This window comes from Streptomonospora nanhaiensis, from assembly GCF_013410565.1.
In the GTDB taxonomy this organism is placed as follows: domain Bacteria; phylum Actinomycetota; class Actinomycetes; order Streptosporangiales; family Streptosporangiaceae; genus Streptomonospora; species Streptomonospora nanhaiensis.
Genome location: NZ_JACCFO010000001.1, coordinates 3,019,882 through 3,039,887, shown reverse-complemented (window position 1 = coordinate 3,039,887; position 20,006 = coordinate 3,019,882). Strand labels below are relative to the sequence as shown.

At 73.5% G+C, this 20,006-nt stretch carries 17 protein-coding genes; 7 read left to right on the top strand and 10 right to left on the bottom strand.

The window, feature by feature from the left end; translation table 11 throughout:
- The first annotated feature begins 9 nt into the window (after window positions 1-9).
- The 3 genes from nuoN to HNR12_RS27830 all read left to right on the top strand — a co-directional run bounded on the left by nuoN (window position 10) and on the right by HNR12_RS27830 (window position 3,745).
- Window positions 10-1,635 (top strand): NADH-quinone oxidoreductase subunit NuoN, encoded by a 1,626-nt coding sequence (gene nuoN, locus HNR12_RS13125; RefSeq protein WP_179770586.1) that lies wholly within the window; start codon window positions 10-12, stop codon window positions 1,633-1,635.
- Between the two features lie 135 nt (window positions 1,636-1,770).
- On the top strand, window positions 1,771-2,784 hold the full coding sequence (locus HNR12_RS13120; RefSeq protein ID WP_179767753.1) for a polyprenyl synthetase family protein: 1,014 nt from the start codon (window positions 1,771-1,773) through the stop codon (window positions 2,782-2,784).
- Window positions 2,785-3,028: 244 nt separating this feature from the next.
- Window positions 3,029-3,745 carry a PRC-barrel domain-containing protein gene (locus HNR12_RS27830; RefSeq protein WP_217781151.1) on the top strand — a complete coding sequence of 239 codons (717 nt, stop codon included), beginning with the start codon at window positions 3,029-3,031 and terminating at the stop codon, window positions 3,743-3,745.
- An 89-nt stretch (window positions 3,746-3,834) separates the two neighbouring features.
- Here HNR12_RS27830 and rarD read toward each other — a convergent pair whose 3' ends face one another.
- Entirely contained in the window at window positions 3,835-4,806 is a 972-nt protein-coding gene (gene rarD, locus HNR12_RS13110) for an EamA family transporter RarD (RefSeq protein ID WP_179767752.1), read from the bottom strand.
- 203 nt (window positions 4,807-5,009) lie between these two features.
- On the opposite strand from rarD, the gene msrA reads away from it, so the two are divergent.
- Complete coding sequence (gene msrA / locus HNR12_RS13105) at window positions 5,010-5,675, top strand: peptide-methionine (S)-S-oxide reductase MsrA (protein WP_179767751.1); 666 nt, start codon at window positions 5,010-5,012, stop codon at window positions 5,673-5,675.
- 150 nt (window positions 5,676-5,825) lie between these two features.
- Here msrA and HNR12_RS13100 read toward each other — a convergent pair whose 3' ends face one another.
- Complete coding sequence (locus HNR12_RS13100; RefSeq protein ID WP_179767750.1) at window positions 5,826-7,775, bottom strand: serine hydrolase domain-containing protein; 1,950 nt, start codon at window positions 7,773-7,775, stop codon at window positions 5,826-5,828.
- 183 nt (window positions 7,776-7,958) lie between these two features.
- A complete protein-coding gene (locus HNR12_RS13095; RefSeq protein WP_179767749.1) occupies window positions 7,959-8,489 on the bottom strand; it encodes a pyridoxamine 5'-phosphate oxidase family protein in 531 nt (176 codons plus the stop codon).
- Window positions 8,490-8,581: 92 nt separating this feature from the next.
- Between HNR12_RS13095 and HNR12_RS13090 the strand changes: the two genes are divergently transcribed.
- Window positions 8,582-8,956: a VOC family protein gene (locus HNR12_RS13090; protein ID WP_179767748.1), complete on the top strand. Its 375-nt coding sequence runs from the start codon at window positions 8,582-8,584 to the stop codon at window positions 8,954-8,956.
- A gap of 115 nt (window positions 8,957-9,071) precedes the next feature.
- Here HNR12_RS13090 and HNR12_RS13085 read toward each other — a convergent pair whose 3' ends face one another.
- From HNR12_RS13085 to HNR12_RS13060, 6 genes are all read right to left on the bottom strand, one after another.
- A complete protein-coding gene (locus HNR12_RS13085; protein WP_179767747.1) occupies window positions 9,072-9,290 on the bottom strand; it encodes a hypothetical protein in 219 nt (72 codons plus the stop codon).
- A gap of 354 nt (window positions 9,291-9,644) precedes the next feature.
- Window positions 9,645-10,199 (bottom strand): hypothetical protein, encoded by a 555-nt coding sequence (locus tag HNR12_RS13080; protein WP_179767746.1) that lies wholly within the window; start codon window positions 10,197-10,199, stop codon window positions 9,645-9,647.
- Window positions 10,200-10,353: 154 nt separating this feature from the next.
- A complete protein-coding gene (locus HNR12_RS13075; protein WP_179767745.1) occupies window positions 10,354-11,016 on the bottom strand; it encodes an SDR family oxidoreductase in 663 nt (220 codons plus the stop codon).
- 422 nt (window positions 11,017-11,438) lie between these two features.
- Entirely contained in the window at window positions 11,439-12,977 is a 1,539-nt protein-coding gene (locus HNR12_RS13070) for a fatty acyl-CoA synthetase (RefSeq protein ID WP_179767744.1), read from the bottom strand.
- A 242-nt stretch (window positions 12,978-13,219) separates the two neighbouring features.
- Window positions 13,220-14,206: a 2-oxoacid:ferredoxin oxidoreductase subunit beta gene (locus tag HNR12_RS13065; protein WP_179770585.1), complete on the bottom strand. Its 987-nt coding sequence runs from the start codon at window positions 14,204-14,206 to the stop codon at window positions 13,220-13,222.
- Window positions 14,207-14,276: 70 nt separating this feature from the next.
- Complete coding sequence (locus HNR12_RS13060) at window positions 14,277-16,127, bottom strand: 2-oxoacid:acceptor oxidoreductase subunit alpha (protein ID WP_179767743.1); 1,851 nt, start codon at window positions 16,125-16,127, stop codon at window positions 14,277-14,279.
- Between the two features lie 663 nt (window positions 16,128-16,790).
- On the opposite strand from HNR12_RS13060, the gene HNR12_RS13055 reads away from it, so the two are divergent.
- A complete protein-coding gene (locus HNR12_RS13055; protein ID WP_179767742.1) occupies window positions 16,791-17,654 on the top strand; it encodes a M48 family metalloprotease in 864 nt (287 codons plus the stop codon).
- Between the two features lie 8 nt (window positions 17,655-17,662).
- Here HNR12_RS13055 and HNR12_RS13050 read toward each other — a convergent pair whose 3' ends face one another.
- On the bottom strand, window positions 17,663-18,658 hold the full coding sequence (locus HNR12_RS13050; RefSeq protein WP_179767741.1) for a LysR family transcriptional regulator: 996 nt from the start codon (window positions 18,656-18,658) through the stop codon (window positions 17,663-17,665).
- Between the two features lie 196 nt (window positions 18,659-18,854).
- On the opposite strand from HNR12_RS13050, the gene HNR12_RS13045 reads away from it, so the two are divergent.
- Window positions 18,855-19,904: an aldo/keto reductase gene (locus HNR12_RS13045; RefSeq protein ID WP_179767740.1), complete on the top strand. Its 1,050-nt coding sequence runs from the start codon at window positions 18,855-18,857 to the stop codon at window positions 19,902-19,904.
- Window positions 19,905-20,006 lie beyond the last annotated feature (102 nt).

Sequence of the window (20,006 nt, the reverse complement as noted above, 5' to 3'; positions counted from 1 at the left end):
TTGCTCGTGATGGCGGCACCGACCATCACGGAGAACCCGCCGCAGATCGACTACTGGCTGCTGTCGCCGATGCTGGTGGTGTTCGGCGCCGCCGTGGTCGGCGTGCTGGTCGAGGCGTTCGTGCCGACGGCGCGGCGCCGGCCGGTCCAGCTCGGCCTGGCGCTGGCGGCGGTCGCCGCCGCGTTCGTGCTGAGCATCCTGATCGTGGGCGCGCTGCCCGCCGAGGGGCCGGGCGAGACCCTGGCCTTCGGCAGCGTCGCGGTGGACCGGGTGTCGGTGTTCCTCCAGGGCTCCGTGCTGGTGCTCGGGTTCGTCAGCCTGCTGCTCATCGCGGAGAACCGCCGGGGTGAGAGCGCGTTCGCGGCCCAAGCCGCGGCGGTGCCCGGCAGCGAGGAGGAGCGCGAGCACGTGATGGCGGGCTCGCAGCACACCGAGGTCTACCCGCTGGTGCTGTTCGCGCTGCTGGGCATGCAGCTGTTCCCCGCGGCCAACGACTTCCTGACGATGTTCGTCGCGCTGGAGGTCATGAGCCTGCCGCTGTACCTGCTGTGCGGCCTGGCCCGGCGGCGCCGGCTGTTCTCCCAGGAGGCGGCCGTCAAGTACTTCCTGCTGGGCGCGTTCTCCTCGGCGTTCTTCCTGTTCGGGATCGCCATGGTCTACGGCTACGCGGGGTCGGTGAACTTCGCCGACATCGCGGCGGCGGTGCGCGACGGCGGCGGGCCGCTGTTCGCCGACGGCGGGGGCCGGCCGCTGCTGCTGCTGGGCATCGGCATGGTCGCGGTGGGCCTGCTGTTCAAGGTCGGCGCGGTGCCCTTCCACAACTGGAAGCCCGACGTCTACCAGGGCGCGCCCACCCCCGTCACGGCGCTGATGGCCTCGTGCACCCTGGTGGCCGCCTTCGGCGCCGTGCTGCGGGTGTTCTACGTGCCCTTCGGCGGCTCGGCGGCCGACTGGGCGCCCATGCTGTGGGTGGTGGCGATCCTGACCATGGTGCTGGCCGCCGTGGTCGCGGTGACCCAGCGCGACATCAAGCGGCTGCTGGCCTACTCCTCGGTGGTGCACGCCGGGTTCGTGCTGACGGCGGTCGTCGCCGCCAGCCCCGAGGGCCTGGCCGGGGCGATGTTCTACCTGGCCGCCTACGGCTTCACCACCATCGGCGCGTTCGCCGTGGTCACCCTGGTGCGCACGCACGAGAACGGCCCCGAGGCGGGCGAGCTGGCCCAGTGGGCCGGGCTGGGGCGCACCTCGCCGCTGCTGGCCGGGGCGCTGGCGCTGTTCCTGCTCGCCTTCGCCGGGATCCCGCTGACCAGCGGGTTCATCGGCAAGTTCGCGGTGTTCGAGGCGGCCATGGCGGCGGGTGCGGCCCCGCTGGTGGTGGTGGGCGTGCTGAGCAGCGCGGTGACGGCGTTCTTCTACGTCCGCATCATCGTGCTGATGTTCTTCGCCGACCCGGCCGAGACCGGCCCCACGGTGGTCCGCGCGGGCGTGTTCACCGGCTCGGCCATCGCGATCGGTGTCGCCGCGACCGTCGTGCTGGGCGTCTACCCGACCCCGGTCCTGGACAACCTGCTGCCCCAGCCGGGCACTGAGCAGGGCGAGTCGCTGGTGGCCACGGCGGAGGGCTCCGCGGGGTAGCCGCCGTGACCCGGTGGGTGGCTTTGGCACCGCTATCCGGGTCGGATAACTTGGCTAGTCGGTTTTGTTCATCCCGAGAGCGCGCGATATGTCCGGTTAGGGGGTATCGCGCGCCCGTTGACATGTGGAGCCCAGGTGAGCGGTGCTGTCCCGAGCGATTTCCTCGCTCTGCCGAGTATCGACGCCGGCCTCGCCAAGGAGGTCCAGGAGGCCCTGGACCAGGTCGAGAAGCTGCTTCGGGAGTCCGTCGCCGCGAGCGACCCCCTGCTCACCGAGGCCGCCTCGCACCTGCTGTCGGCCGGCGGAAAGCGGTTCCGCGCCACCCTCGTGCTCCTGGCGTCGCACTTCGGCGACCCCACGGTGCCCGACCTCACGCGCGCGGCCGCGGTGGTGGAGCTGACCCACGTCGCCACGCTCTACCACGACGACGTGATGGACGAGGCGGAGCTGCGGCGCGGCGAGCCCAGCGCCAACCAGCGCTGGGGCAACAGCGTGGCCATCCTCACCGGCGACTACGTGTTCGCGCGCGCCTCGGAGATCCTGGCCGACCTCGGCACCGAGGCGGTGCGGATGCAGGCGCGCACGTTCGGCCGGCTGGTGCAGGGCCAGATCCTGGAGACCTCGGGGCCCCGCGACGGCGCCGACCCGCTGGAGCACTACCTGCGGGTGATCTCCGACAAGACCGCCTCGCTCATCGCGTCGTCGGCGGAGTTCGGTGCCACGTTCGCCGGGGCGGGACCCGAGGTCACCGGCACCATCACCCGCGCCTGCGACGCGCTGGGCATGGCCTTCCAGCTCGCCGACGACATCCTCGACGTCGCCGGCGACCCCAGCGAGTCGGGCAAGGTCCCCGGCACCGACCTGCGCGAGGGCGTCCTCACACTGCCCATGCTTTATGCCCGCCGCGCCGCCCAGGCCGGCGACACCGGCAGCGCCCGGCTCGACTCCCTGCTGGGCCGGCCGCTGAGCGACGCCGAGACCGAGGAGGCCCTGGGCCTGCTGCGCGTGCACCCGGCCATGGACGAGGCGCGGGCCACCACCCGCGAGTGGGCCGAGCGCGCCCGCGCCGAGCTGGCCGCCCTGCCCGAGGGCGCCCCGCGCGACGCGTTCGAGGCGCTGTGCGACTACGTGGTGCGGCGCTCGGGCTGACCCCGGCCCGCGCCGCCTCCGGCCCCGTCCCGCCGCCGCGCGGGGCGGGGCCGCCGTTGTCTTCCGGGGCCCGCGGGTAACGCGCGGGTCCGGACTCGGTCATAGCCGGGCAAAACCGGCATGACCTCCCTCGCCTGCGGGAATCCGCACACTGGCGGGCTGGCGCCGCTCGGGGTCGTGCGCCGGGCGTCCGCCGAGGACGTTGGGGCACAACGGGGGGATGTGAGTCGCCGTGGCGGCGCAGATGGGAACACAGCGGTTGATCGGGCACCGGCTCGTGGACAGGGACGGCGCCGCGGTCGGCAAGATCGGCCAGGTCTACTACGACGACCAGACCGATGAAGCCAAGTGGATCACGGTGCGGACCGGCCTGTTCGGGTCGCGGGAGAACCTGGTGCCGCTGCTGGGCGCGGAGATGGTCTACGACGCCCTCCAGGTGCCGTGGTCCAAGGCGGAGATCAAGTCGGCCCCGAGCTTCGACATCGACCAGCACATCTCGGTGGAGCAGGAGGACCGGGTCTACGAGCACTACGGCCTCACCCCCGAGATACCGGGACAGCGCCCGGCCGAGCCGATCGAGCGCCCGCGCGGCCGGCACGCCCGCGCCGAGGACCGGCCCGAGCAGCCGGAGTACCTGGACCGCTCGGAGCCCCCGCCGCGGCAGGCCCCCCGGCAGCGCACGCAGAGCCCCGGCGACCAGGTGCCGCGCCGGGAGCGCGCCGAACGTCCGGGCCCGGCCGCGCCGCAGGCCGGCAGCGGCGGCGGGCCGGCCGCGCGGGGAGGCGCGCCCCGGAGGGGCGAGGCCCCCGGCGAGGCCGGTCCGCGCCAGGCCAGGCCCGGATGGGCGGGGCCCACGGCCCCGCAGGTCCGCCCCGGCGCGCCCGAGGCCGGCCGCGCGGGGGAGTGGGCCCGCTCCTGGCAGCCGCCGAACCGGCCGCCCGCGCGCCCCGGGCAGCCCTAGCCGGGGCACATGACATCCCCGCGGGGGCGGCGGGCGCGTCACGCGCCCGCCGCCCCCCCGTGCGCGTGGCGGACGCGTCCCCTGCGGGCCTAGGTCCTCTGGTCGGGCTCGGGCTCAGGGTCGGGCTCGGGGCCGGTGCCGCGCGCCGCGCGGTCCGCGCGCTGCCCCGGCTCCGCGCCGCGCGGTGTCCGCGCGGTGGCGCGCAGCATGTCCGCCACGAACACCACCAGCGCCACCCACACCACTCCGAACCCGATCCACCGGCTCAGCGGCATCGCCTCGTCGAACACCAGCCAGGCGAACAGGAACTGCATGACCGGCACCACGAACTGGAGCAGCCCCAGCATGCTCAGCGGCACCAGGCGCGCCGCCATGCCGAAGCACAGCAGCGGCAGCGCCGTGACCACCCCCGAGCCGACCAGCGCCCAGGTGTGGGCCGTGGAGACCCCGGTGAAGGTGCCCGCGCCGGTGGCCTCAAGAAACCCGAGGTAGGCCGCCGCGGGCAGGAACAGCAGCAGGGTCTCCACCGCCAGGCTCTCCACGCCGTCCAGCCGGACCGTCTTCTTCAGGGCGCCGTAGGTGGCGAAGGAGAACGCCATGCCCAGGGAGAGCCACGGCACCCCGCCGTAGGCGAGGCTGAGCACGGCCACCGCCACGGCGCCGAGGACCACCGCCGCCACCTGCGCCCGGCGCAGCCGCTCGGCGAAGAACACCACGCCCACCAGCACGCTCACCAGCGGGTTGATGAAGTAGCCCAGCGCGGCCTGGCTGGTCTGCCCGCTGTTCACGGTGTAGATGAACAGGCCCCAGTTGACCGTGATGAGCGCCGCGGCCCCCGCGAGCACCGCGAGCTGGCGCGGGGTGCGCAGCACGCCGAGCAGGAAGCGCCAGTGCCGGCGGACCGCGAGGACGGCCAGGACGGTCAGCAGCGACCACACCATGCGGTGCGCGATGACCTCGGTTGCGCCGGCGGCCGCGACCAGGGGCCAGTAGAGGGTGGAGACACCCCACAGCAGGTAGGCACCGGCCCCGAAGAGCATGCCGCGGTTGGAATCGGACACGCGCGCTAGCGTAGGCGAAAATTCATCCCATGAGTATGTGAATCAGCTGGCACCGCCCGGAAGCGGCCGTTCCGGGACGGACCGGACGGGGGGTGGAACGGGGGCGACGGCCGGGGCGTGGGCCGGGGGGAAGCGGGGTGAGCAGCCGGGGCGGGCGCCGCCCTGGCCCGGTCCCCGTTGGACCGGCCGGGTAGCCTGAAGGCATGTTCGGCAAGCAGATGACCATGGTCACTCCGGAGCAGGCACTGCCCGGCCGCGACACCCCCATGCCCGTGCCGCCGCGCCACGAGGTGCTGGGCACCCCGCTGGCACCGCCCTACCCCGAGGGCAGCGAGATCGCCGAGTTCGGCATGGGCTGCTTCTGGGGCGCCGAACGCCGGTTCTGGGAGCTGGGCGCCGCCAACGGCGTGATCACCACCGCCGTGGGCTACGCGGGCGGCTACACCCCCAACCCCACCTACGAGGAGGTCTGCACCGGCCGCACCGGCCACACCGAGGCCGTGCGCGTGGTGTTCGACCCCCGGGTGATCTCCTACGCCGACCTGCTGAAGGTCTTCTGGGAGAGCCACGACCCCACCCAGGGCATGCGCCAGGGCAACGACCTCGGCACCCAGTACCGGTCGGCGATCCTCTACCACTCCGACGCCCAGAAGGCCGCCGCCGAGTCCTCGCGCGACGCCTTCCAGCAGGTGCTCACCCGCGACGGCTACGGCCCGATCACCACCGAGATCACCGCCGCCGGCCCGTTCTACTTCGCCGAGGACTACCACCAGCAGTACCTGTCGGCCGCCAAGAACCCCAACGGCTACTGCGGCCTGGGCGGCACCGGAGCCACCTGCCCCGTGGGCGTGGCCCGCACCCCGGCCTGACCCGAGCACTCGGCCGCCGGCCTCCCCCGAGGTGTCCGGTCCAGGACTCCCCGTCGGCGTCCGACCGCGGGCGGAAACCGGTGAACCTGTGGAAAGAGCGGGCGGCCCGGATGTCCGGGCGCCCGCTCCTTCGGTCGGCCGAGGCGGTGCCTACACCGGCGGGGTCCAGAGCAGGCCGTAGGCCCCCGCGACGTTGACGACCACGGTGAGGGCCGCGGCGACCAGGGTGAAGTGGACGCGGCCGGCCAGGGTCCACCAGCCGCGGATCCACGCGGCGGCCACCCCGACCAGGACCGGGACCGCGATGACGGCGGCCACCGCCATCGGCACCGTGAGCATCGGCGAGCCGGTGAACATCGCCCACGTGAAGGCGTAGCCGCTGCTCAGCAGGTAGACCAGGTAGCCGGCGAACCCGAACACCACCAGGACGGCGAGGCCGGCGGCGAGGGTGGCCGCGCGGGCAGCGGCCGGGGTGGGGCGGGTGCGGCCGCGCAGCCGGCGGACCAGGGCCGTCAGGGGCCAGGCCAGGGCGGTCAGCATGACCACCAGGGCGATCCCGGCGGCGGCGAAGTGCGGCGTGGGCGCCTCGTACCAGGCGCGGCGCTCGTAGTCCTGTGAGGGGATGGAGTCCAGGCCCAGACCGGCGACCTCGCCGCCGTGCTCGGCGAACGCCAGCCGCTCGCCCTGCTCCGACCGGAAGACGCCGTCCCCGACGGGCGTCCAGTACTGCTCGCCGAAGATCGCGTTGGTGGTGCGCAGGCGGCCGTCGCCGGTGACCGCCACCGACATCTGGTCCATGACCACCATGGCGGCGCTGGGCTCGCTCCGGCTGGTGCGGGTGGTGGTGTAGGTGCCCGCGTAGCGGTCCAGGTCCACGTCGGCGGCGGGCTCCACGACCGGGGCGCCGGTGGTGCCCGCGAACTCGGTCAGGACCGCGTCGACGATCCGGGCGCGGGCGTCCTTCAGCGGGTTCTCCGCCACACCGTCGCCGTTGACGACCACGTAGACGCCCAGGTCCAGTTCGGGCACCAGCGCGTACTCGCTGTGGGCGCCGTCGAGGTCGCCGCTGTGGCCCACCACGCGGGGACCGTTCCAGAACCGGTCCCAGGTGCCGTAGCCCGCGCCGGTCAGCTCCGGGTGCAGGTCGGCCTGGTGGGCCAGCATCGCCTCGGCGGACTCCGGGGAGAGGACCCGCTCGCCGTCCAGTTCACCGCCGTTGAGCAGGGCGAGCATGAACCTCGACATGTCGGCCGCCGTGGCCCAGCCCTCGCCCGCCGGCCCCTGGTTGACGTACATGGGGGCGGCGGTGGTCTCCGGAGAGTCCGCGTAGAGCGTCGGCAGGGTGAACCGCCGCCCGGCCTCGTCGGGGTCGGCGAACCCGCTGCGGGCCATGCCCAGCGGCCCGAAGACGTGCCGGTCCAGGTAGTCGTTGAAGGGCGTGCCCGACACCTCCTGCACGACCAGGCCGGCGAGGGTGGTGCCGTAGTTGGAGTAGGCGATGAACCGGCCGGGCGGGTACACCCGGGCGGGCTGGTACCGGGCGGCGTACTCGGCCAGCGGCAGCAGGCCCTCGGCCGACGGCGCGGCCATGCCCTCCACGCTGTCCTCGAACCCGGCCGTGTGGGTGAGCAGGTGGTGCAGGGTGACGGGCTTCCCGGGGTAGGTGTCGGGCAGCCGGGCGTCCTCGGGCAGATAGGTGTTGACGTCGGCGTCGAGGTCGAGCCTGCCCTCGTCCACGAGCTGGAGCACGGCGGTCGCGGTGAAGGACTTGCTCACCGAGGCCATGGGGAACGAGGTGGCCTCGGGGTCGACCGGCGTGCCCTCGGCGACGTCGGCCTCGCCGTACCCGCCGGCGTGCACCTGCTCGCCGTCGGCCACCACCGCGACCGCCGCGCCGGGGACCTGGTGCTCCCGGAGGAGCTCGGGGACCCGTTCGTCGAGGAAGCGGCGCACGTTCTCGGCCGTGGGCGCGGCGGCCTCGTGCGCCTCGGCGCCGGGGGAGTCGTCGGCCGCCGCCGCGCCGGCGGGAAGCACGGCCAGCCCGGCGGCGAGGGCCGCCGCCGTGCAGAAGGCGAATGCGGATCGGATGCGTGGCGACACGGCGCCGTCTCCTCTGAACCGGGGGACCGGGGGTTGGTCCGTTCAAGAGAAGACGCTATTTGCGCGAAAGCCGCAGATCAGCGGAGCCGCCACCCGTCTCCGCGCACCGGCGGGCGCCACCCCGGGGGTGTAGCCCGCTCCACCCCCGGGTCCGGTCCGCGGCCGCGGCCCCGACGGATAGGGCTAGGTGTCGGGCAGGACCTGCTTGGGGTCGGCGCAGTAGGCCACCATCCAGTGCGGCTCGATGCGGTAGTAGACGATGTCTCCCCAGGTCACGGGGTTGCTGCCGTAGTGGCGGGTGAGGTGGTCCAGGACCTCGGGCCACTGCGGGTCGTCGGCGTCCGGCGGCGCGATGGGCACCGCGCGGCCGTGGGTGAACACGCCCAGGGCCTCGCCGCGCAGGTGCGCCACGCTGACGGCGGGCCGGGCCGCCAGGTGGCGGGCCTTGGCCGCGCCGCGGTCGGTGCCGACGATCCAGCGGCCGTGCAGGAAGTGGCCGTCGACTCCGCTGATCCGCGGCTCGCCCTTGGCCGTGACCGTGGAGATCGCCAGCGTGCACATGCCGGTGAGGGCGCGGGCGAGCTGCTCGGCGTTGAGCGTGTTGGGCGCGGTGTTCTCAGGGGCGACGATGGAGCGCAGGTGCGCGGTCGAGCCGCGCAGCGATGTGTCCAGCAGCCCCTGGAGTTCGGCGAGTTCGGCGGGTGATTCGTACATGGCGCCGATTCTTCCCCGGGTGGCTGACACCCTCTGTCAGTCAGTGCGGCGCGGCGCCGGGTTTGTCGGTGGCGGGTGCCACACTCGCTCCCATGATCGACCACCTGTCCCTCCAGGTCGCGGACGTGGCCGTCAGCGCCGCCTTCTATGACTCCGTCCTGCGCCCGCTTGGCGGCCACCGGCTGGTGGAACTCGGCGACGGCGCGGTGGTGGCCTTCGGCGCCGACCGGCCCGTCCTCTGGCTGGTCCCGGCCGTCGGCGGCGGTGAGGTGCGGGAGGTCCACCTGGCGTTCAGCGCCCCCGACCGCGCGGCCGTCGACGCCTTCCACGCGGCGGCCGCGGCGGCCGGCGCCGAGGTCCTGCACGCCCCGCGCGTGTGGTCGGAGTACCACCCGGCCTACTACGCCGCCTTCGTCCGCGACCCCGACGGCGTCAGCATCGAGGCCGTCTGCCACCTCCCCGAGTAGCCGGCGCACTCTCGGCCGCGGGTCCCGGCGCGCCGGAGGCCGGGCGGTGCGGCGCCCCAAGTACGGCGACAGGCCCGAGCGGGCGCCCGCTCGGGCCTGTCTGAGGTGCGACGGGTCAGGAGACGCCGACGCCCTTCTCGGAGTGGACGTCCACGACGTTGCAGCCGTCGCCGCCGTACACGCCGCTGCCCTGCAGGGCGCCGAGGTCGAGGCAGACGGGAATGGTGATGTTCTGCACCTCGGCGTTGTTGTCGGCGGCGGCGGTGCCGGTCATGGCACCCAGGGCGAGGGCGGTGGCGGCGATGAGACCGGAGACCGTGGCGATGCGCTTCATAGTCGATCCTCTCGGAGAAAGCTCGGCAAGCTTGGCCGGGGCGGAAAACCGCCCGCGCCAAGTAACCTAACGTAGTCACTACAGCGCGTCACGTTATTACGGGCAAAAGGCGGGAGTTTGTTTTGGCGCTGAGCTGCGGAGATGCGGCGCTTCTACGCAGATCGGGGCAGAGGGTGCGCCCCCTGGGGAGCCCTCGGCCGGGCCCCGGCGCCCCGCGCGGCCGTCACGGAGCGCGCACACGGCAGCGGCCCGCGCGCGAATGCGCGCGGGCCGCTGCCGTGTCGTGTTGGGCCGGGTCGGGCTCTCAGCGTCCCCGCCGCGCGGCCTCAGCCGGGCGCGGGGAAACGGGGCAGATTACCAGCCCTGCTGGCCGTAGCCGGGGTACTGCTGCCCATAGCCCGGCTGCTGCTGACCGTAACCGGGCTGCTGCTGTTGACCGTAACCGGGGTACTGCTGTTGCTGCTGGCCGTAGCCCGGGTACTGCTGCTGTTGCTGGTAGCCCTGACTGTACTGCTGGCCGGTCTGGTACTGGTAGCCGGCGTAGGGGTCCTGCTGGGGCTGGCCGCCGGTGTTGGTCGGCTGCGCCGACGCCTGCTGCTGCGCGGACCGGTCCTTGCTCTCCTGGCCCGAGCCGGACGAGGAGCCCTCGGCCGCCTCGGGGTCGGGGCGGAAGATGAACAGCCGCGCGGCCTCGCCCTCGGCGCCGGTGCTGGGCGCGGTCTGGTCCAGCCGCCAGCCGGCGTCCTCGATGCCCTCCAGGATGCGGGTCAGGCCGGGCCGGACCTTGCTTGACGCCTCGTCATAGGCGTTGACGTCCAACTGCACGATGAACATCTTCCGCTTCTGCTGCGCGGCGACCTTCGCGTGCTCGACGACGGTGCTGTCCCTCACGACCTGCGTGACGCTCATTTGTCAACCGTACCTATCTGCTCTCTGCGGCGCTCGCCTGCCCGTTGAGCGTTGCCCCACCATCCACGTCCGTCGAGGAGTTGGCCCGCCGGGCCGTTCGCACCCATGATGCCCTGTATGGGGACTTCAAGCCAGAAGACCCCGTGAACGGCTACTACGCTCCGACGGCCCGCACCGCCTCGGCAATCGGGGTGGTCCCGCCGACCAGCTCCAGAACCTGGCCGATGGTGGCAGGCTCGTCGAGCAGCGCGACGATGACCGCGGCGACGTCCTCCCGTGCGACCTCGCCCCGCTCTACCTTGGGCGCGAGCCACACCTTTCCGGTTCCCGCGTCATCGGTCAGGCGTCCGGGGCGCAGGATGGTCCAGTCGGTCTCCAGGCTGCGCTGGCGGAGGTCGTCGTCGGCGGCGCGCTTGGCCTCGACGTAGGCCGCCCACACCGGGTCGGAGCCGGGCGCGGGGCCGTCGTCCACGCCGATCGCCGAGACCATGATGTAGCGGCGCACCCCCGCCAGGGAGGCGGCGTCGGCCAGCAGGCGAGCGGCGTCGCGGTCGACGGTCGCCTTGCGGGCCGCCCCGCTGCCGGGGCCCGCGCCCGCGGCGAACACCACGGCGTCGGCGCCCATGACCTTCTCGGTGAGCTGGGTGACCGTGGTGTTCTCCAGGTCGATCACCACGGGCTCGGCCCCGGCCGCCTCGACGTCGGCCGCGTGGTCGGGGTTGCGGATCAGCCCGACGGGTGTGTCGTTGCGCGCGGCCAGCAGGCGTTCGAGCCGCAGCGCGATCTTGCCGTGTCCTCCGGCGATGACAATACGCATACCCGCAGGCTATGTCGTGGTGGCGGTGTTGGCGGGAATTGCCGGTAAGCGACGGTTTCGCGTCGCTCACAACCTGGAGTGTGCGGGTCGGCTGCGCTGTCGGCACCGCCCACTCCGCGCGCTCAGCGGAACCGCCGGTGTGGTGTGGCTCGCGGTGCCGCCTCGCTTGCTGCGCGGGCGGTGCGGGTCGGCTGCGCCGTCGGCACCGCCCACTCCGCGCGCTCAGCGGAACCGCCGGTGTCGTCTGGCTCGCGGTGCCGCCTCGCTTGCTGCGCGGGCGGTGCGGGTCGGCTGCGCCGTCGGCACCGCCCACTCCGCGCGCTCAGCGGAACCGCCGGTGTCGTCTGGCTCGCGGTGCCGCCTCGCTTGCTGCGCGGGCGGTGCGGGTCGGCTGCGCCGTCGGCACCGCCCACTCCGCGCGCTCAGCGGAACCGCTCGCGGAGAACGCGCTTGAGGAGTTTGCCGCTCGCGTTCTTCGGCAGGTCGTCGACGACGTGCACCCGCTTGGGGGTCTTGAAACCGGCCAGCCGGGCGCGGACGAACTCGATCAGCTCCTCCTCGGCCACCGGCTCCTTGAGCACCACCACGGCCGTGACCGCCTCGCCCCACCGCTCGTCGGGGACGGCGATCACCGCCGCCTCGGCCACCGCCGGGTGCTGGTAGACGACGTCCTCGACCTCCCGGGGCGCCACCAGCACCCCGCCCGTGTTGATGACGTCCTTCACCCGGTCCACGATCGTGAAGTAGCCCTCGGCGTCGCGCCGCGCGATGTCGCCCGAGCGGAACCAGCCGTCGCGGAACGCCTCCTTGGTCTCCTCGGGCTTGTCCCAGTACCCCTCGCACAGCTGCGGCGACCGGTAGACCACCTCGCCGCGCTCGCCCGGCCCGACCTCGGCGCCCTGGTCGTCGACCACCCGCGCCTCCACGAACAGCACCGGCCGCCCGCAGGACTCCATGCGCCCCTCGACGTGCTCCTCGGGCCGCAGCACCGTGGCCAGCGGGCCGATCTCGCTCTGCCCGAAGCAGTTGTAGAAGCCGATCCCCGGGTGCCGCGCCCGTATCCGCTCCAGCACGGGCACCGGCATGATGGCGGCCCCGTAGTAGGCCCGGCGCAGCCCCGACAGGTCGCGCGTGGCGAAGTCGGCGTGGTTGGCCATGGCCGCCCACACCGTGGGGGCCGCGAAGAACGACGTGATGCCGTCGGCCTCGATCCGCCGCAGCATGTCGCCGGGCTCCGGCGCCTCCACGATCTCGCTGTAGGCGCCCGCCGCCAGCGCCGGCATGAGGAACACGTGCATCTGCGCCGAGTGGTACAGCGGCAGCGCGTGCAGCATGCGGTCGCCCGGACCGATGTCGAGCGCGTGCAGGCAGCTGGCGTACTCGTGCACCAGCGCGCGGTGGGTCATCATCGCGCCCTTGGGCTTGGACGTGGTGCCCGAGGTGTAGAGGAGTTGCACCAGGTCGGTGTCGGCGACGTCGGTGATCAGCTCCTCGGGGGCGTCGGGGTCGCGCGCGACCTCCAGGACCGACTCCTCGGCGCCGCGCAGCGCCAGCACGTCGCGCGCGGGGATCTCCGAGCGGATCTCCTCGACACGCCCGGCCAGCTTGGGGTCGGTCAGCACCACGATGCTGCCCGACTGCGCCAGCAGGTAGCTCAGCTCCGCGCCGCGCAGGCTCTGGTTGACGGGCACGTGCACCAGCCCGGCGCGGGCGCAGCCCAGGAACGCCAGCAGGTAGGCGTCGGAGTTGTGCCCGAAGCACGCCACCCGGTCGCCGCGGGTCAGGCCCAGGCCCAGCAGCCAGGCGGCCACCCGCGTGGCGCCGCGGTCCAGTTCGGCGAAGGTCCAGTCCCGGTCGCCGAAGCGCAGCGCGTGTTTGCCCGGTGCGCGCGCCGCCGTGCGGCGCAGCACGCCGTCGACCGTGCTCGCCGTGGTCAGTGCCGAGTCGCCGACCGCTCCCATGCCGCCTCCCGCCGCCGTCGTTGGCTGCCCGCCCCGCCGCTGTGACGTGGCGCACCACCAAACCTAGGGTGCGAAGGCGCCGGGAGGCCAGACGCAATCCGCGCACACCCGCGGAATCGCTGGTCGCGCCTCAGCGGAAACATGAAAAACATTCGCACCGCGGTGGCCGCCGGCGCCCGCGCCGGCACGCCGGCGGGCGGCCCGCTCGTGCGGACCGCCCGCCGGCGGGGTCCCGACCGCCCTCAGCGCACCGTCCAGGTGTCGCCGCCGGCCAGCAGCGACGCCAGCTCCTCCTGGCCGCTCCGCGCCTCGGCCCCGCCGAGCTGCTCCGCCATCAGCTCGTCGTAGGTGGGCCGGGAGATGTCGCGGAACACGCCGACCGGCACGTGCTCGAACGCCGGGTAGTCCATGCGGGACAGGGCGAACGCGTACCCGGGGTCGGCCCGGTGGGCGTCGTGGCGCACCAGCGCGTCCTCGCCCACCTCGGCGATGTCGGCCACCTTCAGCTCGCCGTAGTCGCCCATGACCACGCCCCGGTCGGCGCCGATGCGCAGCGGCTCGCCGTGCTCCATGCGCAGCAGCCGCATGTCGCGCTCGGCGGGGTCCTTCAGCGGCTCGAACGCGTCGTCGTTGAAGATCGGGCAGTTCTGGTAGATCTCCACGAACGAGGCGCCCTCGTGGTCGGCCGCCGCCCGCAGCACGCCGGTCAGGTGCTGGCGGTCGGAGTCGATCGTGCGCGCCACGAACCCCGCCTCGGCGCCCAGCGCCAGCGACACCGGGTTGAACGGGGTGTCCAGCGAGCCCATCGGCGAGGACTTGGTGATCTTGCCGGCCTCGGAGGTCGGCGAGTACTGGCCCTTGGTGAGCCCGTAGATGCGGTTGTTGAACAGCAGCACGTTGATGTTGACGTTGCGGCGCAGCGCGTGGATGAGGTGGTTGCCGCCGATGGACAGGCCGTCGCCGTCACCCGTGATCACCCACACCGACAGGTCCGGGCGGCTGGCCGCCAGGCCCGTGGCGATAGCCGGCGCGCGCCCGTGGATCGAGTGCATGCCGTAGGTGCTGAGGTAGTAGGGGAACCGCGACGAGCAGCCGATGCCCGACACGATCACGATGTTCTCGCGCGGCACCCCCAGCTCCGGCAGGAAGCCCTGGAAGGCGGCCAGGATGGCGTAGTCGCCGCATCCCGGGCACCAGCGGACCTCCTGGTCGGACTTGAAGTCCTTCATCTTGTAGGACGCCTCGGCGCGCGGGACCAGCCGCAGGCCTTTGAACCCGCCGCCCTCGCGGCCGTTGTTGTCAGACACGGTCGATGACCTCCTGCACCACGCCTGCCAGCTCTTCGGCCTTGAAGGGCAGGCCGCGGACCTTGGTGTAGCTGATGACGTCGACCAGGAACCTGCCGCGCAGCAGCAGCGCGAGCTGGCCGAGGTTGATCTCGGGCACGAGCACGCGGTCGTAGGACCGCAGCACCTCGCCCAGGTTGGCCGGGAAGGGGTTGAGGTGGCGCAGGTGCGCCTGGGCGACCGTGCCGCCGGCGCGGCGCACCCGCCGCACCCCGGCGGCGATGGAGCCGTAGGTGCCGCCCCAGCCCAGCACCAGCACCCGGGCGTCGCCGGTGGGGTCGTCGACCTCGAGTTCGGGGATGTCGCGGGCGATCCCGTCGATCTTGGCCTGGCGCGTGCGCACCATCAGGTCGTGGTTGGCCGGGCTGTAGGAGATGTTGCCCGAGCCGTCGCTCTTCTCGATGCCGCCGATGCGGTGCTCCAGGCCCGGCGTGCCCGGCACCGCCCAGGGCCGCGCCAGGGTCTCGGGATCGCGCCGGTAGGGGAGGAACTCGCCGTCGTCGCCGTTGGGCTCGGTGGTGAAGGGCACCGACAGGTCGGGCAGCTCGGCCACGTCGGGGATCCGCCAGGGCTCGGAGCCGTTGGCCAGGTAGCCGTCGGAGAGCACGATGACCGGCGTGCGGTACTTCACGGCGATCCGGGTGGCCTCGATCGCGATGTCGAAGCAGTCCGAGGGCGAGCGCGGCGCCAGGACCGGCACCGGCGACTCCCCGTTGCGCCCGAACATCGCCATCAGCAGGTCGGCCTGCTCGGTCTTGGTCGGCATGCCCGTGCTGGGCCCGGCCCGCTGGACGTCGACGACCAGCAGCGGAAGCTCGGTCATGACCGCCAGGCCCAGGGTCTCGGCCTTGAGCACCATGCCCGGGCCCGAGGTGGTGGTGACCCCCAGCGAGCCGCCGAAGGCCGCGCCCAGCGCGGCGCCCACCCCGGCGATCTCGTCCTCGGCCTGGAAGGTGCGCACGCCCAGCCGCTTGTGCTTGGACAGCTCGTGCAGGATGTCGGAGGCCGGGGTGATCGGGTAGGAGCCCAGGAACAGCGGCAGGCCCGACAGCCGCGAGCCCGCGATCAGGCCGTAGGAGATCGCGAGGTTGCCGGTGATGTTGCGGTAGGTGCCCGGGGGCAGCTGGGCCGGCTTGACCTCGTAGGAGACTGCGAAGTCCTCGGTGGTCTCGCCGAAGTTCCAGCCCGCCTGGAACGCCGCCAGGTTGGCCGCCAGGATCTCGGGCTTGCCGGCGAACTTGGACTTCAAAAAGCCCAGCGTGCCCTCGGTGGGGCGGTTGTACATCCACGACAGCAGGCCCAGGGCGAACATGTTCTTCGCGCGCTGGGCGTCCTTCTTGGAGATGTCGAAGTCGGCCAGCGCCCGCACCGTCATGGAGGTGAGCGGCACCTGGCTGACCTTGTACTCCGCCAGCGAGCCGTCGCTCAGCGGGTCGGAGTCGTAGCCGACCTTGGCCAGGGCGCGCTTGGTGAACTCGTCGGTGTTGACGATGATCGTGGCGCCGCGCGGGAGGTCGTCGACGTTGGCCTTGAGCGCGGCGGGGTTCATCGCGACCAGGACGTTGGGCGCGTCGCCCGGGGTCATGATGTCGTGGTCGGCGAAGTGGAGCTGGAAGCTCGACACCCCGGGCAGGGTGCCGGCCGGTGCGCGGATCTCGGCGGGGAAGTTGGGCAGGGTCGACAGGTCGTTGCCGAACGACGCGGTCTCCTGGGTGAACCGGTCGCCGGTCAACTGCATGCCGTCGCCGGAGTCGCCTGCGAATCGGATGATGACGCGATCGAGTTGCTTGACCTGCTTGGTCACGGGGATCGCCGACCTCCTCGGCACGCCGCCGAATGGGGTCGGCGGCTCAGGTTGGCAGAGTCCTCACCACCACGTTCGTGCACCGGCTGGGCCGGGGGTGGCCGGACGGACTTGTTCGAGCGGGGACCTGGCCTGGCTCCGGCGGCCGAGGAACGCCGTCGCGCGCTCACGCACGCCTGGCGGGCGCCGATCCTGCGGGACGGGGACCCCGGTGTCATCCGGACGGGACCGAGCGGGCTCGACCGCTGGACCGCGCCGGACGCCGCGGTGGCCGGCGGCGGGTGGTGCCGCCGGGGAGCCGCGTGTCTAGGGACAACAGGGCTCGCGTGCGATGCGCACGAGGTCCACGTGCCGTCGACCGGTCAGCGCTGCGCCTGGTACGACGGTCGTCGAAGGGTAAGCGGCCACTCTCGCACTATAGGTGGTCGTTGTCGCCGCTACCGAGGCGAGTGGGGGATATCACACGTGTGAGACGTGAAACGTCCCGCTTAACCTGCGGTTGGGCGGTTGCGGGCATCGGGGCGCGCGGGCGTGACCCAACCGGAACACCGATGAGGGGCTGGTCACCCGGCCGATGCGGGAACGCTTGACGTGCGCTCGCGCGTTTGCCTCCCAGGAGCGGCCTGGAGGGGGCCGCCGACCGGAGGGAGGCCGTGAGCCGTCGTGCAGCTCAACACGATCCGCGCAGCCGCTCTGCTGGTCGGCGTATCCGCGTTCGTCATCGCGGCGAGCTGGATCTGCGGCGGGGCCCAGGGCCTGCAGATCGGCATCGTCGCCGTGGTCGGGCTGAACGCGGTCGTCTACTTCTTCGGCGACACCATGGCCCTGCGGGCCATGCGGGCGCGCCCGGTCAGCGAGATCGAGCGGCCCGAGCTGTACCGGATCGTCCGCGACCTGGCCACCCAGGCCCGCCAGCCCATGCCGCGGCTCTACCTCTCGCCCACGCGCGCCCCCAACGCCTTCGCCACCGGGCGCGGTCCGCGCCGCGCCGCCGTCTGCTGCACCACCGGGCTGCTGAGCCTGCTCAACGAGCGCGAGCTGCGCGGCGTCATCGCCCACGAGCTGGCCCACATCCGCAGCCGCGACACCGTGGTGTGCTCGGTGGCCGCCGCCGTGGCCGCGGCCATCACCTCGCTCACCGCGCTGGCGCTGCTGCTGCCGCTGGGCGACTCCGAGGACGAGGACGTCCCCAGCGTCCTGGGCGCGCTGCTGTTCCTGCTGCTGGGGCCCCTGGCCGCCGGGGTGATCCGGGTGGGCGTGGGGCGCACGCGCGAGTACTCCGCCGACCGCGCGGCCGCCGAGCTCACCGGCGACCCCCTGGGGCTGGCCAACGCGCTGCGCAAGATCGACGTCGGCGCCCGCATCCACCCGCTGCCGGCCGAGCGCCCCCTGCTGACCGCCGGGCACCTGATGATCGCCCACCCGTTCCCGCTGCGCGGGGTCAACCGGCTCTTCGCCGTGCACCCGCCGATCGCCGAGCGCATCCGCCGCCTCCAGCGGCTCGCCGACACCTGGGGCGCGCCCTAACCCACCGCCTACCCCGGCGCCGGCGCGGGGCCGGGCGCGCCCCCGGAGGGCTCGGGCCCCGCGGGCCCGGCCTCGGCCGGGCGCGGGCCGTGCCGGCGCGGCACCTCGTGGGCCAGCTCGGGCGCGCGCAGCTCGCGCACGATCGCCGCGAAGGCCGGCAGCAGCGGGTGGGCGCACTCGTGCGTCCAGCCCAGCGCGATCCGCAGCGGCTCCACGCCCACCAGGGGGCGCCACACCAGGTCGGGGCGCCGGTAGTACACCGAGATCGAGCGCGACACGATGCACACCCCCGACCCGCCCGCCACGTTCTCCAGCAGTTCCTCGGCGTTGTCGTTGGCGGGCCCCCAGCGCGGCCGCGAGCCGTCGGGCCGCGGGACCACCGCCCACCACTCCACCCATTCGCGCGGCGCGCTGCGCGCCCAGGGCAGCGGCTCGTCGCGCAGGTCCTCGATGGTCAGCACGTCCTTGGCGGCCAGCGGGTGGTCGGCGCGCATGCCCACCGCGCGCGGCTCCTCGGCGACGATCTCGGTGGTCAGGCCCGACAGGTCGTTGGGCAGCCAGATGAGCGCGGCGTCGACCAGGCCCTCGCGCAGCGCCGCGACCTCGCCGCCCCAGTTGAAGCGGTGCGGCTCGATCGAGGCGTCGGGGTGGCGCTCGCGGAAGCGCATCCGCGCGCGGGTGGTCAGGTCGGCCGCGCCGGTCGCCTCGAAGCCCAGCCGCAGCACCCGCTGCGCCGCGGCGCGGGCGGTGCGCGCCGCGCGCTGCCCGGCGGCCCAGTCGTCGATCATCCGCCGGGCGACCGGCAGCAGCGCCTCGCCCGCGGGGGTGAGCCGCACACCCCGGGTGGTGCGCTCGAACAGGGTGACCCGCAGGTCGCGTTCGAGCCGGCGGATCTGCCGGCTCAGCGCGGGCTGGGAGACGTAGAGGCGCTCGGCGGCGCGGGTGAAGTGCAGCTCCTCGGCCACGGCCGCGAAGTAGCGCAGCAACCGGGTGTCGACGTCCACGGCGGCGAGCCTCCCTCGGCCCGGTGCGCGCGGCGAAACCCCTGGTACCGCCGCTATTCCCGGCAATGCGGACCTATTGATGCACGCAGGTTATAAGAGCGGGTCTTGGACGCGCAGGGGGTTTCCGCGATCGGGTGGGGAAACCGGCCCCGACGGGGACCGGGCACACGCGAAGACCCATGGAGAGACACACGCGATGCGATACACCCTGTTCGGCCGCACCGGCCTGCGCGTCTCCGAGCTGGCGCTGGGCGCGATGACGTTCGGCGAGGACTGGGGGTGGGGGGCCTCCGAGGCCGAGTCCGCCCGGCTGTTCGAGACGTTCGCCGAGGCCGGGGGCACCTTCGTCGACACCGCCGACCAGTACACCGACGGCAGCTCCGAGCGGATCCTCGGCCGGCTGCTCAAGGGCCGCCGCGACGCGTTCGTGGTGGCCACCAAGTACACGTGCAGCTCCTCGGCCACCGACCTCAACGCGGGCGGCAGCCACCGCAAGAACCTGGTGACCTCGCTGGAGGGCAGCCTGCGCCGGCTGGACACCGACCACGTCGACATCCTCTACGTGCACGCCCGCGACGTGCTCACCCCCGTCGAGGAGACCATGCGCGCGCTGGACGACCAGGTCCGCGCCGGCAAGGTGCTCTACGTCGCGGTCTCGGACTGGCCGGCGTGGGAGATCGCCCAGGCCGACACACTGGCGCGGCTGCGCGGCTGGACGCCGTTCGCCGGGGTGCAGCTGCGGCTCAACCTGCTGGAGCGCACGCCCGAGCGGGAGCTGCTGCCCATGGCCGCCGCCCTGGACCTGGGCGTGGTGGCGTTCGGCGCGCTGGCCGAGGGGCGGCTCACCGGCAAGTACCTGCGCGGGGAGACGGGGCGGCTCGACACGTTCGACTGGGGCGGCGGCCACGACCGCACGGCCGAGATCTACGCGGAGGTCGCCGCGGTCGCCGAGGAGGGCGGCTGGAGCCCGGCCCAGGTGGCGATCGCGTGGCTGCGCACCCGGCCGGGCACGGTGGTGCCGCTGATCGGCGCCCGGACGGAGGAGCAGCTGCGCACCAACATCGCCGCCCTGGAGGTCGGCCTGAGCGCGGACCAGGTGCGCCGCCTCGACGAGGTCAGCCGGATCGACCTCGGCTTCCCGCACGACTTCCTGGCGGCCCCGGTCGTGCGCGAGGCGGTCTACGGCCCCCGGTGGCGGGAGGTGGACGACCGCCGCACGACGGCCCGCCCGCCGTTCGCCGGCTGATCAGCGGCTGCCCGCCGGCCCGCCCCGGGCCGGCGGCGAGGCGCCCGGAGCCCGGCACCCGCCCGCCGCGCGGACGGCCACCGGGCTCCGGGCGGGTGTCCT